This window comes from Actinospica acidithermotolerans, assembly GCF_018139625.1.
In the GTDB taxonomy this organism is placed as follows: Bacteria; Actinomycetota; Actinomycetes; order Streptomycetales; family Catenulisporaceae; genus Actinospica; species Actinospica acidithermotolerans.
Genome location: NZ_JAGSOH010000097.1, coordinates 14,396 through 28,249, shown reverse-complemented (window position 1 = coordinate 28,249; position 13,854 = coordinate 14,396). Strand labels below are relative to the sequence as shown.

The 13,854-nt window shown below is 69.9% G+C and carries 10 protein-coding genes, 2 tRNA genes and 1 pseudogene; 6 read left to right on the top strand and 7 right to left on the bottom strand.

The annotated features are described in order from the left end of the window. A pseudogene (locus KDK95_RS25730) lies at positions 1-230 on the top strand (IS5/IS1182 family transposase); the annotation flags it as partial. A 19-nt stretch (positions 231-249) separates the two neighbouring features. Here the strand turns inward: KDK95_RS25730 and KDK95_RS25725 are convergent. The 4 genes from KDK95_RS25725 to galT all read right to left on the bottom strand — a co-directional run bounded on the left by KDK95_RS25725 (position 250) and on the right by galT (position 4,216). After that, positions 250-1,155, bottom strand: coding sequence for an alanyl-tRNA editing protein (locus KDK95_RS25725; RefSeq protein WP_212520863.1), 906 nt, complete (start codon positions 1,153-1,155; stop codon positions 250-252). A gap of 125 nt (positions 1,156-1,280) precedes the next feature. Continuing rightward, positions 1,281-1,844 (bottom strand): YbhB/YbcL family Raf kinase inhibitor-like protein, encoded by a 564-nt coding sequence (locus KDK95_RS25720; protein WP_212520862.1) that lies wholly within the window; start codon positions 1,842-1,844, stop codon positions 1,281-1,283. A 66-nt stretch (positions 1,845-1,910) separates the two neighbouring features. Next, positions 1,911-3,086 (bottom strand): galactokinase, encoded by a 1,176-nt coding sequence (gene galK, locus KDK95_RS25715; RefSeq protein WP_212520861.1) that lies wholly within the window; start codon positions 3,084-3,086, stop codon positions 1,911-1,913. A gap of 71 nt (positions 3,087-3,157) precedes the next feature. After that, on the bottom strand, positions 3,158-4,216 hold the full coding sequence (gene galT / locus KDK95_RS25710) for a galactose-1-phosphate uridylyltransferase (RefSeq protein WP_212520860.1): 1,059 nt from the start codon (positions 4,214-4,216) through the stop codon (positions 3,158-3,160). 68 nt (positions 4,217-4,284) lie between these two features. On the opposite strand from galT, the gene KDK95_RS25705 reads away from it, so the two are divergent. After that, positions 4,285-5,097, top strand: a complete 813-nt coding sequence (locus KDK95_RS25705; protein ID WP_307844655.1) for a DeoR/GlpR family DNA-binding transcription regulator — start codon at positions 4,285-4,287, stop codon at positions 5,095-5,097. 85 nt (positions 5,098-5,182) lie between these two features. Here KDK95_RS25705 and KDK95_RS25700 read toward each other — a convergent pair whose 3' ends face one another. The 3 genes from KDK95_RS25700 to KDK95_RS25690 form a co-directional block, all read right to left on the bottom strand. Further along, on the bottom strand, positions 5,183-6,112 hold the full coding sequence (locus KDK95_RS25700) for a carbohydrate ABC transporter permease (RefSeq protein ID WP_212520859.1): 930 nt from the start codon (positions 6,110-6,112) through the stop codon (positions 5,183-5,185). After that, entirely contained in the window at positions 6,109-7,050 is a 942-nt protein-coding gene (locus KDK95_RS25695) for a carbohydrate ABC transporter permease (RefSeq protein ID WP_249161881.1), read from the bottom strand. Before KDK95_RS25695 ends, KDK95_RS25700 begins: the two co-directional genes overlap by 4 nt. A gap of 78 nt (positions 7,051-7,128) precedes the next feature. After that, positions 7,129-8,496 (bottom strand): ABC transporter substrate-binding protein, encoded by a 1,368-nt coding sequence (locus KDK95_RS25690; protein ID WP_307844653.1) that lies wholly within the window; start codon positions 8,494-8,496, stop codon positions 7,129-7,131. 643 nt (positions 8,497-9,139) lie between these two features. On the opposite strand from KDK95_RS25690, the gene KDK95_RS25685 reads away from it, so the two are divergent. The 4 genes from KDK95_RS25685 (at position 9,140) to KDK95_RS25670 (ending at position 13,842) form a co-directional block, all read left to right on the top strand. Next, a tRNA-Leu gene (locus tag KDK95_RS25685) sits at positions 9,140-9,212 on the top strand. Positions 9,213-9,258: 46 nt separating this feature from the next. Then, positions 9,259-9,332 (top strand) — tRNA-Leu (locus KDK95_RS25680). A gap of 574 nt (positions 9,333-9,906) precedes the next feature. Continuing rightward, entirely contained in the window at positions 9,907-10,857 is a 951-nt protein-coding gene (locus KDK95_RS25675) for a DMT family transporter (RefSeq protein WP_212520858.1), read from the top strand. A gap of 399 nt (positions 10,858-11,256) precedes the next feature. Beyond that, a complete protein-coding gene (locus KDK95_RS25670; protein ID WP_212520857.1) occupies positions 11,257-13,842 on the top strand; it encodes a hypothetical protein in 2,586 nt (861 codons plus the stop codon). The last annotated feature ends 12 nt before the right edge of the window (positions 13,843-13,854 follow it).

Sequence of the window (13,854 nt, the reverse complement as noted above, 5' to 3'; positions counted from 1 at the left end):
AGGCCGACCAGCAGGCGAACCGGAAGAAGAAGGGCTCGAAGGGCGGACGGCCGATCTCCTACGACACCCGACGCTACAAGCAGCGCAACACCGTCGAACGCTGCTTCCAGAAGATCAAGACCTGGCGAGGCCTTGCCACCCGATACGACAAGAGCCCGGAAAGCTACGAAGCCGGACTCCACCTGCGAGGATCGATCATGTGGCTGAAGACACTCACCCCAGCCACATGATCCGAACTACGAACAGCCCCTAGAGCAGCTTGGGCACCGTCACGACGACCAGTTCGGTGCCGTCCTCGGCGAGCGAGAGCTCGGAGTGCAGGCCGCCGAGTTCGCCGAGGCGGGAGACGTGGGTGCCGCCGCAGAAGATGGAGGCCGTGCCCTCGGGCAGGTCGCACACCCACTGCCGGCGCGCGGTCAGGCCCGCGGTCTTCTCGCCGCCGAACAGCTCGATGCGCACCGGCGCGTCGGCGGCGATCCACCCGGCGAGCCGGGCGTTGACGCGTTCGGCCAGTTCGGGCAGCTGCTCGGCGAGGCCTTCGGGGTCGAAGCCCTTCTTGCGCAGCGACTTGCCGATCCGGTAGCGGTCGGTGCTGGCGTGCTCGTCCATCCGGGACGACTCCATGGCGATGGCGTCGAAGTCGGGGCGGCCGAAGGAGTCCTCGCGGCCGGGGGACTTGCGCCAGCGCTCCGCGAGGGCCTCGTTGAGGGCCAGCGCCATCAGGTGGCAGCCGGTGTGCGCGGCCGACAGGGCGCGCCTGCGGTCGGCGTCCACGCGCAGCTGGGCGTTCGCGCCGAGCAGCGACTCCGGCTCGGGGACCGACTCCAGCACGTGGACGACCTGCCAGGTCCATTCCTCGTCGCCGCGCTTGACCGGGATGTCCTCGCCGATCGCGAACCGGCCGTCCGGGCCGATGGCGCCGGTCACGGCGTCGACGACGGGGTAGATCACGCCGTCGACCAGCACGGTCCCGTTGTCGCCCGGCTGGTCGGGCCAGGTGTGGTCCACCGGGTGGAAGGGCGTGGTGTCCACGATCAGCCCGACCCCGCTGCCCGGCTGCTCGGGCGTGCCCAGCGGGACGAGCTCGCGCACCGCGGAGGCACCCTCGGTCGAACCGGTCGGGAACGTCACCAGCGTCGTGGCGTGCTGCAACATGCTCCCAGTCTCCCACGTGGCGGCTGCGCGCGGGCACGGGTCCGCGAGATTCTCTCGCACGTGGTGCCCTGCGCGGGCACGGGTCCGCGAGATTCGCGTCACCGAACCCCGCGGACCGCCGCGTCTCAGGCCGCTGCGACCTCGAACGTGGGCACCACGTAGGCGCGGGCCAGCGTGTGGAAGAACAGGTTGAAGCCGAGCACTTCGGCGCGGGTGCCCGCGTCGAGGCCGAGGCTCTCCACGTCGACGGCGTGCACCACGAAGAAGTAGCGGTGCGGGCCGTGCCCGGCCGGCGGCGCGCAGCCGACGAAGCCCGGGAACCCGGCGCTGTTGCCGAGCGTGAGCGCGCCCTTCGGCAGCGCGTCTGAGCCCGGCGTGCCCGCGCCGGTCGCCAGCTCGGTCACGCTCACCGGGATGTCGGCCACGGCCCAGTGCCAGAAGCCGGAGGCGGTCGGCGCGTCCGGGTCGTAGCAGGTGACGGCGAAGGACTTGGTCTCGGCCGGGAATCCGGACCAGGCCAGCTGCGGGGAGAGGTCCTCGCCGCCGGGCACGCCGAACGCCTTGGAGGAGACCGCCGCCGGCACCGGCACGCCGTCCGAGACGTCGGTGCTCGTGACGGTGAACGTCGGCAGCTCGGGCAGGTTGTCGTAGGGGTTGAACGGGAACGGAGCTCTACGCGATTCGCTCATGCCGACAGTTAACCAGCATGGACAGGCCATCGCGCAGAGCCCCGCCCGGGCCGTTCGGACGGCCGCTCAGAGCACCTGGTAGGCGCCGCGGTCGGCGACCACCGTGAACAGCTCGGCCTGCGGCAGCGACTCGGAGACGGTCTCCGCGACCCGGTCGAGCCGGTCCGTGGACACCAGGGCGATCGCGCAGCCGCCGAAGCCGCCGCCGGTCATCCGGGCGCCGTGCGCGCCGCCGCGCAGCGCCGCGTCCACCACGACGTCGAGCTCCGCGCAGGAGACCTCGAAGTCGTCGCGCAGCGAGACGTGCGAGGCCGTCAGCAGCTCGCCGGCCGAGTTCAGCCGCGGGCCCTCCAGCGGGCCGAGCTGAAGCAGGCTCACGAAGCGGTTGACGCGGTCGTTCTCGGTCACCACGTGCCGCACCCGGCGCAGCTCGGTCTCGTCCAGCACCGCGGCGGCGCGGTCGAGGTCTGCGAAGCTCAGGTCGCGCAGCGCCGGCACGCCGAGCTTCTGCGCCGAGCGCTCGCAGGCCGCGCGGCGGTCGGCGTACCCGCTCTCGCCGTGCTGGTGCTGCACCTTCGTGTTCATCACCAGCAGCGTCAGGCCGGCCTCGCCGAGCGCGAAGGGGTGGACCGCTATGTCGAACGTGCGCGTGTCGATGTGCAGCACGGCGTCCGCCGCGCCGAACGCCGAGGACAGCTGGTCCAGCGGGCCGCACGGCACGTGCGCGTACTCGTTCTCCGCGTACTGCGAGAGCCGGGCCAGCTCCGCCGGGGAGATCGGCTTCCCGGCGAGCGCGGCGAGCGCCAGCCCGGTCGAGCACTCCAGCGCCGCCGAGGAGGACAGGCCGGAGCCCACCGGAACGCGCGAGGAGAACGCCAGGTCGGCGCCCTTGAAGTCGCCCGGCAGCGCGCCCGCGCCGATCATCGCCCACGCGACGCCCGCCGGGTAGTCGGCCCAGCCGGCGCGCTCGCCCGGCGCCAGGTTCGCGATCGGGATCTCGATGACGCCGGTGTCCCCCTGCCCGGAGACGACCCGCAGCACGCCGTCCAGCCGCGGCGCCGCGGCCACGGCCGTGTACCGGTCGATGGCCATCGGGAGCACGAAGCCCTCGTTGTAGTCGGTGTGCTCGCCGATCACGTTCACCCGTCCGGGAGCCGCGAAGATCCCGGCCGGAGCGGCTGCGTATACGGATTCGAAAAGCTTCCGTGCCTCTTCTGCGGACTCCTGCGCAGCGATCGACATACTGGGCGTTACTCCTTCTTCAGCTCCACCTTGCTGAGGCACGGTCAACGCGCGCCTAATGGACACAGTATTCACCGTCCCGCGTTCCGGAGCGCAAGCGCCGCTTGTTCCGGGGTGGTGTCGCTGGCGAAGGCGCCCATCCCGGATTCGGCCCCGGCCAGGTACTTCAGCTTCCCCGGCGCCCTTCTGACGGTGAAGATCTCACAGTGCAGCGCGATCTCCGTCGCCGCGCCCGGAGCCCGCTTGGGCGCCTGGTGCCAGGCCGCGATATACGGTGTGCGATTCGGCGCCCCGCCCTCCGGCGCCGGGAAAAGCCCGTCGAACCGTCGCAGCAGGCTGAGGTAGATCGACGGGAACGCGGCGCGCTGCGCGTCGTCCAGCGCCGTGAAGTCCGGGGTGCGCCGCTTCGGGTAGAGATGCGCCTCGTAGGGCCAGCGCGCGGCGTAGGGGGTGAAGGCGATCCAGTGCTCGTTCTCGTCCACGACCCGCTCGCCGGCGCTCTCGCGCTCGACGAGGTCCTCGAACAGGTTGCGGCCGGTGCGCTCGCGGTAGGCGGCGGCCTGCGTGACCGCGCGCTCCATCTTCGGCGCGAGGTACGGGAAGGCGTAGATCTGGCCGTGCGGGTGCGCCAGGGTGACGCCGATCTCCTCGCCGCGGTTCTCGAACATGTAGACCTGGCGCACGTCCGGCCGGGCCAGCAGGTCCGCGGTCCGGTCGGTCCACGCCTCGAGCACCAGCGACGCCTGCGCCTCGGTGAGGTCCGCGAAGGACTTCTCGTGCTCGGAGGTGAAGCAGACCACCTCGCAGCGTCCCCCGTCCGGCCCGCCGAGCGAGGGGAAGCGGTTCTCGAAGACGACCACCTCGTAGTCGGGGGCCGGGATCTCGGTGAGCCGGTCGCCGTGGGTCGGGTCCAGCGGGCACTGGTCGGCCGGGGGCTTGTAGGTGCGGTTCTGCCGGTGCGCGGCGATCGCGATCCACTCGCCCTGGGCCTCGTCGTAGCGCGTCTCGGCGGCCCGGTGCATGGGCTCGAGCGGCCTCCGGTCCGGGTACCCGCCGCGGGCCTCGCCGTCGCCGGAGTCGTAATAGAACAGCTCCCGGCCGTCGGCCAGGGTGATCACGGTCTTTTTCACTACCGCTCCCTCCATGCCTCGTATTTAAACGTAGTCAAACGTAATCGCACAAGGGATAGCATAGTGGCGTGACGCAGACTGACAGCGAACGCGGCCTGCTGGCCGGGCAGCGCCGGGCCGCCATCGTGCGCGAGGTGCGCGAACGCGGCGGGGTGCGGGTGACGGAGCTGGTGGACCGGTTCCGCGTCTCGGACATGACGATCCGGCGCGATCTCGACGCGCTGGCCCGTGCCGGGCAGCTGGAGAAGGTGCACGGCGGCGCGGTCGCGGTCGGCGAGTCCAGCGCCTTCGAGCCGGGCTTCGAGGCCAAGGCGGACCGCGACACCGCGCTCAAGGAGGCGATCGCCCAGTCGGCCGCGGCGCTGGTCAGCCCGGGCAGCGCCATCGCCCTGTCGGCCGGCACCACGACGTACGCGCTGGCCGGACGGCTCACCGCCGTCCCCGGGCTCACCGTCGTGACCAACAGCATCCGGATCGCCGAGCGCTTCTACGCCGCGGCCAGCCCGAACGGCGGCCCTGGACCGACCGTCGTGCTCACCGGCGGCGTGCGCACCCCCTCCGACGCGCTGGTCGGCCCGGTCGCGGACGCCGCGATCCGCAGCCTGCACTTCGACTCGGTGTTCCTGGGCAGCCACGGCATCTCCCCGGAGGCGGGCCTGTCCACGCCGAACCTGGCCGAGGCGGAGACCAACCGCGCGCTGGTCGCCTCCGCGCGCCGGGTGATCGCGGTGGCCGACCACACCAAGTGGGGTCTGACCGGCCTGGCCGGCTTCGCCCGGCTCTCCGACGTGGACCTGTGGATCACGGACTCCGGGCTGTCCGAGGACGCCCGGGAGACGGCCGCCGAACTCGTCGGCGACCTGATGCTGGCAGAGGCCTGAGCCGCCGAATCCGTCGGCGGCCCGATGCCGGCAGCGGCCTGATCGGCCCGATCGGCTGGGATCAGGCCCCTGCCCGCCGCAGCGGTCAGCCCTTGTTGGCGCCGAGCGTCAGCCCGGAGACGAACTGCTTCTGCAGCGCGAAGAAGACGACCAGCGTCGGAATCGCCACGATCATCGAGGCGGCCGCGATCAGGTTGTTGTCGGTGAAGAACTGGCCGGTGAGGTTGTTCAGCGCCGCCGTGATCGGCCGGTTGGAGCCGGTCTGCATCAGCACCGTCGCCCAGAAGAAGTCGTTGTAGATCCAGGTGAACTCCAGCGTGGCCAGCGCGGCGAGCGCCGGCCGGCACAGCGGCAGCACGACCTGCCGGTACTGCCGCCACTCCGAGGCCCCGTCGACCCGCGCCGCCTCGGTGATCTCGTTCGGCACCGTGCGCATGAAGTTCGAGAGCACGAACACGCAGAACCCCGTCTGGAACGCGACGTGGATCAGGATCAGGCCGAAGAACGAGTCGTCGAGGTGCCCCGAGTCGGAGAGCCACGACGGCAGCGGGATGGTGATGTAGAGCTTGTAGAGCGGCGTGATGATCGCCTGCTGCGGGAGCAGGTTGCCCGCCGTGAAGATCATCAGCATGAGCAGGTTGAACTTGAAGCTGTGCCGCGCCACGACGAACGCCACCATGCTCGCCAGCCACAGCGTGATCAGCAGCGCCGGGATGGTGATGATCGCCGAGTTCTTGAAGTACAGCGGCAGGTCGGCTTCGTTCCAGGCGTTCGTGTAGTTGCCGAGGTTGTAGTGGCCGCCGACGGAGACGTAGCCGTCCTTGGCGGTGTCCGCGTACGGCCGCAGCGAGGTGTAGAGCGCGTAGAGCACGGGCGCGATCCACACGACGCACGTGGCGATCAGGAAGGCGTGCAGGAACGCGCGGGCCGGGCGCAGCCGCCGCCTCCTCCTGCCGGGCGCGCTCGCGGCGGCGTCGGCCGCGGTGGGGCTTCCGGTGACGGTCGCGGCGGTCATGACCGGGTGTCCTTCCGGAACGTCGTGTACACGTACGGCAGCACGAAGGCGAGCGAGATGGCGAGCAGGATGGTGGCGAGCGCCGAGCCGAAGCCGATCCGGCTCGTCTCGCCGATGATGTTCGCGGTGATCAGCGTGGACAGCAGTTCGAGGCCGTTCGTGCCCTGATTGATGATGTAGACGATGTCGAACGCGCGCAGCGACTCGATGACCGTGACCACCACGACGACGATGTTGATCGGCCGCAGCGCGGGCCAGACCACGTGCCGGAACGACTGCCACTCGTTCGCGCCGTCCAGCGACGCCGCCTCCTGCAGCGAGGGGTCGACGGACTTGAGCCCGGCCAGGAACAGGATCATGACGTAGCCGGTCTGCCGCCAGCAGGCCATGATCAGCACGGCCCAGATGTTGAGGCTCGGATCGCCGAGCCAGTCGATCAGGTTGTGCTGCCCCGCGTGCCCGGTCAGGTTGTTGACGAGCCCCTGCGTCGGCGAGAAGACCAGCTCGGTCATGAAGCCGACCAGCGCGAGCGAGAGGACGACCGGCAGGAACAGGATCGACTGGTAGACCCGCGAGCCGCGCAGCTGCTTGTTGAGCTGGTGGGCGAGGAAGAGCCCGAACGGCGCCGGGATCACGAAGAACACGACGAGCCACAGCAGGTTGTGCTCGATGGCCGGCGGGAACTCGGGATAGATGCTGAAGATGATGCGGTAGTTGTTGACCCCCGCCGGCTTCATGTCGGAGAAGCCGCCGATGCCCGTCCAGTTGAAGAAGGACAGTGCGACGGTGGCGAGCGCGGGCAGCCAGACGAAGGCCAGCGACAGCAGCAGCGGTACGCCGCCCATCAGGGTCAGCGCGGCCCGGTCGCGCTTCGTGTAGCGCTTGAGCCGACGGCGCCGAGGGCGGGCGGCGGGCTGGGAGAGCGTGGTTACAGCCAAAGCGATTCACATTCCTTCCACGCCGGCTATCCCCGCGGGCGCGCGCCCGCGGGGATAGCCGGTCATCGGGACCTGCACTCAGCCGTTGGTCGCCCAGATCGTCTTGGCCTGCGCGTCGATGTTGCTCAGGATCGAGGAGGCCTCGCCCGGGCTGGACAGGAACTTCTGGATCGCCGGGAGCATCACCGGGTCGGCGAAGCTCGGCAGCGTGTCCCGGTCCATGAACTGCGACAGGTGCTTCGCGCTGTTGATCAGCGAGATCGCGGCCGTCTGCGGCTTGGTGTACTTGCTCGTGTCCACGCCGGACGCGGTGGCGATGTCGGCCGGGTTGGAGCCGAGCCAGAGCTGCTGCGCGGCGGCCGTGCCGAGGTACTCGAGCAGCTTCGTCGCGCCCGCCGCGTTCTTCGGCGACTTCGCGACCATGAACCCGTCGATCGGCGCCTCCACCGAGTCCTGCCCGTTCGCGGGGTCGATCTCTGGGAAGGCGAAGAAGCCGAGGTCGTCCGCGTTCGAGCCGGTGAAGATCGTGCCGATCTGGTCCAGGCCGAGGACCATCATGCCGGCCTGCTTGTTCAGGATCTGGTTCGCGCCCTCCTGCCAGGTCAGGCCGAGGAAGCCGGGGGAGTAGTACGGGATGAGCTGCCTCCACTGGTCGAAGACCGCCGAGACCTTCGAGGTGTTCCATCCCTGGCCGGTGCGCATCAGGTTGATGTGGAACTCGTACCCGTTCATGCGCATGTTGAGGTAGTCGAAGGTGCCCATCGCGGGCCAGCCGTCCTTGTCGGTGAAGGCGATCGGGATCAGCCCGTCCGCCTTCATCTTCTTGGCCAGCGCGATGTACTCGTCCCAGGTGGTCGGCGCCGTGTAGCCCTTCGAGGCCCACAGGCTCTTGCTGTAGAACACGGCCCAGGGGTAGTAGTCGAAGGGGACGAAGTAGTAGTTGCCGTCGGAGCCCTTGGACTGCGCCTTCATGGCGTCGGTGTAGGAGCCGCCGATCTTGTCCCAGACGTCGTTGACGTTGCTCACCAGGCCCTGCCCGGCGAAGTACTGCATGCGCTCGCCGGCGAACCAGTTGAAAACGTCCTGCGGATTGCCCTGCAGGTACGTGGTGATGTTCTGCTGGAAGGTGTTGTGGTCGACCCAGTTGACGTTGATGTCGAGGCCGGTCGCCTTCTTCGCCGCGGCGAACAGCGTCTGGTACGCGCCCTTCGGTTCCGGAACCGCGGCGTTCGAGCCGAACGAGACGGCGTTGCTCGCCTCGCTCCCGCCGCCCGACTTCGAGGACGAACACGCCGACAGCGCGGGCAGGGCGGCCACTCCGGCGACGGCCAGCGCTCCGCGCAGCAGCGAGCGTCGACCGAACAGGGGACTCGCCGGATCGGCACGGTGTGTGGGGTTTTCGCCGTGGCCGGGGTTGGTGGGTGAAGAGGAGTTGTGCGAAGTCACGAGCTGCCTCCAAGGTGCGTCTTTGCGGATGGAGTCGCGACGGCGCGCCGTGGTGGTGGTGTGGTGGGTGCGCGCCGCCCGAGCGGCCGGACCTGCCCGTTCCCCGAGGGGTCGCCCTACCCCGCAGGTCCCCGACAAGTCCGAACTATTGCAGTGATTTTCGAACGCGAACAAACAGCGATAGCTCGCAGCCAACCGTGAGATGACATCCTTGTCAAGGACTCTTATTCAAACTGCAACCTGAATCAGTGCTGTACCTTGAAGGGTCGAGGTCAGGGCACTGATTGCGTTGTCCGCGACGGGATCCAACATAATCTGACGCTCCGGCGGACGGTCTTGTGTTGGGTCCTGAGTGGATCGCGGGGTTCCCCAAAGCTCCGGTGCACGTCACCCAGACCCGCCGGCGAAAACCCGTTGCGCGCGGTGGCCGCCGCCCGGAACACTCGTGTCCGGCGACCCGCCGCGAGGAGAGGAGGCGACATCATGGCCCGCGAGCACGTGCGACCGCGCGACCTTCGATGCCTGTGCCTGCTCACGCTCCCGGAGGCCGCCCCGCGCTGACCCGACCCACGCGTCGGACCACGAGCCGCCCCCCGGGAGATCCCGGCCCGGGCGGTTTTTCGCGTTCAGCCGCACGCACCCAGCCCTCGTAGCCCAACGGCAGAGGCCCGGCGTTCAGGACGCCGCCAGTGTGAGTTCGAATCTCACCGAGGGCACGCACCGCCGCATCCCCGTACCGCCGCGATGCGAACCGCATGGCACGCGCTCGTGCCGCAACTGGAAGACGGACCGGCTTGAGGAGCCGGGTGTTGAGGGTTCGAGTCCCTCCGAGCGCACGCATCACCCGCGACATCCCCGCCCGGCCGTGCGCCGCGCGGCCCGGAGCCTTATCCCGACGGGTCGGGAGGACGTCTGCAAAACGTCTGGCCAGCGGTTCGACTCCGCTCCGGGCCTCAAGCCCCCGGACACCCTGCCGACCCCGTGCGTTTCCCCAGGGGAAACGAAAGGTTCCGATCGACGTTGACCGGAACCGTGGTACAGAGTTCACCCGGACGCAACAGGGCGTCAAGGGGTGTATCGGGATTCGGGGCCGATGTTTCCGGATCGTGTCCAACGGGCTTCGGGCGTCCGTTCTGCCCAGTCAGGGTGTAACGCCGGCGGCCGTCCACGGCGTGGAATGCAGCTGACCGCCGCGGCGGGCGGCGGCTAGACTCGGCCGCATGCACCGAACCGGACGACGCCAACTGCCGCCTCCGACCGCCTGACCGGGCGCGAGGAGCACACCCCCGTTCTGGTCGGGGTGAGCGGCCGCCGCGGCACGTCGGAGACGTGATCCGCGTGCGATGCGTCGCGCCCGGAAGTCAGCGTCAATTTCTTGATGGTTACTGACCTTCTGAGGTGCGTACTTCCATGACTCTCGAAGTCGAGCTGTCCCGTCCCGCCCTGCACGCCCATCGGACCGAACTGATGCGCGGCATCCTCCCCATCCTCGTCTGCTCGGTGCTCTGGGGCGCCGTCGGGCTCGTCTCCACGTACATCCCCACCGAGGCCTCGCCCGAGGCAGTCGGCGCGTGCGGCATGTTCGTCACCGGCACGGCGATGCTGGTCGCACGGCCCGGCGCCAGGGCGCTGGTCCGCAACGCGCGCGGCCGCGACCGTGGGCTGCAGGTCATCGGCTCGTTCGGGCTCCTCGCCTACCCGCTCGCGTTCTTCCCCGCGGTGCACCGCCTCGGCGTGGCGCTCGCGACCGCGATCACGCTCGGCAGTGCGCCCCTGTTCACGGGGCTGATCTCCCGGTTCGTCGAGCGGCGGCGGCTGACGCGGCGCTGGCTGCAGTGCGCGCCGATCGCCGTCGCCGGGACGGTGCTGATGGTGGCCGGCGACGCGAGCGCGCACACCGTCAGCGTCGTCGGCGTGATCCTCGCGCTGATCCCCGGCCTGTCGTACGCGACCGCGTCCTCGGTCGCGGCACGCCTGATCGGCAAGGGCAACGCGTCGGGCGACGTGTACGGCAGCATGTTCGGCACGTGCGCGCTCTGGTGCGTCCCGGTGATCGTCATGAGCGGTGGCCTGCACGGACTGATCGACGTTCGCGGCGTCGCCGTGATCCTCTTCTACGGCTGCGTCACGAACTACCTGTGCTACACGCTCTTCGGCGGGGCCCTGCGCTACACGACCGCGGCGACGGCTACCACCGTCACGCTCGCGGAAGGCGCGGTCGGCACCCTGCTCGGCGTCTTCGCCCACGGCGAACGGTTCGCACTCGCCGCGTGGGCAGGTCTCGGCCTGCTCGCGGTCGCATTGGTGCTGCTGAGCGTGCCGGGGCGGCGGGTCGCTCGCGCTCCGTACACGGATCGGTAACGATGCGAGAAAGTGCCCTGTGACCAGGGACGGCTAGCCGTACGTTGCACCCAGGTGGGGTGGGTCCACCTGGGTGCGCGTCCCTCGGGAGGGTCATCGGTGTCAGAGAGCGAAGATTCAGAGGTCGTATTTCTGGGGGACGTGGGCCCGGAGCCGCCGGCGACCCAGCCGGTCCCGTACGCGGCGGCCCCGGAGCCGGACGTCGCGGGTCCGGTCCCGGCGGGACCTGAGCCGTACGCGGCGGCCCCTGTGCCGTACGCGGCGGGCCCTGTGCCGGACGCCGGGTCAGGCGCCGTCCCCGATCCGGGCACCATTCCCATTCCCGGTCCCGGTTTCAGTCCCAGTCGCAGTCCCGGTCCCGGTCCGCTGCCGTGGCCAGGGCAGGCGGCCTACGCGGGGGTGCCGGACGCCCCGGCGCGGCCTGTGGTGCTGACCGGCGTCGACGTGGTGCAGGCGGTGCGCGACGGGCTGGTCGGGCTGGTCGCAGCGTACGTCGCGGCGCTGATCGCGATGGTGCTCGTCGTCACCGTCGGTTTCCACGGCGAGCAGGTCAACGCGGGTGTCGGCGACTATCTCGCCTCGGCGGCGTGGCTCACCGCGAGCAGCCTCGGCACGCCGATCAGCGGCACCATGACCGGCGCGGACAGTGGCATCAGCATGTCGATAGGCATCAGCCTGCGCGTCACGGTCTGGCTGCTGACGATCATCGTGCTCTACATCGTCTACCGCGCGGTGCGCGGCCGCGAGCGCACGGCGCCGAGCGTCACCCTCGGCCAGCTCGTGGCCCGCTCGGCCCTTACCGCGGCGGTCGTGTCGATCGCGCTGCTGATCCTCTCCTTCGCCACGCATCGAGCCGATCCGTTCGGCGGCACCGGATATCTGACGGCGACGTCGGCTAATGACGGTGTGCAGGGCGTCGGCGGCTCGATGAGCATCGATGCGCCGCTCGTCTTCGTCGGCCCGCTGCTGCTCGTTTTCGTGACGGCGCTGGTCGCGCGGCTTGGCGTGTGGATCCACCTGATGTCGGCCGATCCGCGGGCTGCGCGCGTGCGCACGCAGTTGGGCTTGTGGGCGCCGTCCTTCCGCGTCGCCTGGCTCCAGACGCGGGTGATCGGCGCGCTCGTCGGCGTCGGGCTGTGGATTTATGCCGTATTCGAGGTCGTATCGAACCACGAGTTGTCCCACGGCGGTCTCGCTGCCCTGATCGGCGGCCTGTTCCTGCTGCCGAACTTCGCGATCTACGGCACGTTCGTCGGCTTCGGCGTCACGCTCTACGCAAGCGCCGCCGGCCTCAGCAGTCTCGGCGGCCTCTCGTCGTCCGGCAGCGACGGCGGCACCGGCGCCACGGACGGACCCGGCGGCAGCGGATACGACTTCGGCCTGTTCGCCGGGCACCGGCCGTGGGGCGTGTGGCTGCTCCTGCTCGCCGTCATCATCGGTACGTCGGCGCCCGCGTTGCTCGCGCGACGGGGCACGGCACGGTTCGCCGTCGACCGCGCCGACTACACGCCCAACGGCGCGTGGCGCTCGGTGCTACTCGGAGGCGTCGCGGCCCTGGCGATCACGCTGCTCGGCACGCTGGCGCTGACCATGAACGCGGGACTGGAAGGCGTCGGCGTACTCAGCGTTACGGAGTCCTTCGGTCCGAGCCTGCTCGCGGCGGTGGGCCTGACGGCACTGTGGTTCCTGCTGTCGTACCTGGTGCTGTCTTTCTCGCTGGGGCACCGGATCCAGGCCGCGACGGGGGCGGCGACGGGGCCGGCGGTGTCGCAGGGATACGCCGCGGCGACGTTCGCGTCGTCGCCCACCACCCCGACCGTGCCGCAGCAGTCGATGCCGCAGCAGTCGATGCCGGAGCCCACGCTGCAGTTCGCCGAGCCGAGTACGACCGCGCCCGTCTACCAGCCGTCCTACGGCTATCCCTCCGCCACCCAGCCGCTGCCCGCGCCGGCCTCCGGCCGGGGCTTGCGCCCCAAGGTGGCCATCCCGCTCGTCCTCGTCCTGATCCTCGGGGTCGGCGGCTACCTGGCCTACCAGCACTTCGTCGGCGACCAGCCGTCCGGCGCCCAGGGAGCGGTCAATTCGTACTTCCAGGACATCGAGGCGGGCAACGCCTCGGCCGCCTCGGCCCTGGCCACCGGGCCGTACCAGGAGACACCGCTCGTCGGCGCCTCCACGATCGCGAACGCCGCGAACCGGCCGAGCGGGTTCACCATCGTCTCGTCCGCCGCCGTGCCGAGCACCGCGCAGTCGCAGTACCGGCAGGAGGGTGTGACCGGCAACAACCTCACGTATGTGGCCGTGAAGTACAACGTGCACGGTACCGAGCTCAGCGACACGTACCTCGCCGAGCAGGTCGCGACGACCGGCCAGTGGGTGCTTGTCGATCCGTACCGGGTGCTGTCCGTGTCCGGCGGCTGGTCGAGCACCGTGATCGTCGACGGTATGTCCGTGACCGAGCAGAGTTCGGTGGAAGTCTTCCCCGGCGCGCACGTCGTGGCCGACCCGAGCACGCCCGACTTCTCGGCGGTCAGCGACACGGCGTACCCGACAGAGGGCTCGACTTACGCGCAGTACACGTGGACGGAGCTGTCCGCCGTCACGCTGCCGGCCGCCTCGCTCACCGCTCAGGGGCAGAGCGCGGTCCAGGCTGCATACTCCGCTGCACTCAGCCAGTGCGCGACCGATGCGGAGACGGGCTACGGCGCATGCGGCATCAACAACACGTACAACTACTACACCTGCAACAACGTGACCTGGACGATCACCACCGTCGGCACCGTATCCGTCGATCTAAGCACGCAGAATTCCGACGGCAGCTACGACTTCACGGCCACGGGCAGCGTAGCGAGCGAGACCGGCGACTACACCGACTTCGACGGCGCCGACCAGACGTTCAGTAATCAGACCACTGATCTCGAGGACAGCACGGGCTCGATCTCGTTCAACAGCGACGGCTCGGCGACCGCCACGCTCACGAGCTGACCCGGCTGTCCC

Bases quoted from the DNA above. Each gene is read 5' to 3' on its own strand.
- KDK95_RS25725 (WP_212520863.1), bottom strand. From the start codon at position 1,155: ATGTTGCAGCACGCCACGACGCTGGTGACGTTCCCGACCGGTTCGACC.
- KDK95_RS25675 (WP_212520858.1), top strand. From the start codon at position 9,907: ATGACTCTCGAAGTCGAGCTGTCCCGTCCCGCCCTGCACGCCCATCGG.
- KDK95_RS25700 (WP_212520859.1), bottom strand. From the start codon at position 6,112: ATGACCGCCGCGACCGTCACCGGAAGCCCCACCGCGGCCGACGCCGCC.
- KDK95_RS25720 (WP_212520862.1), bottom strand. From the start codon at position 1,844: ATGAGCGAATCGCGTAGAGCTCCGTTCCCGTTCAACCCCTACGACAAC.
- galK (WP_212520861.1), bottom strand. From the start codon at position 3,086: ATGTCGATCGCTGCGCAGGAGTCCGCAGAAGAGGCACGGAAGCTTTTC.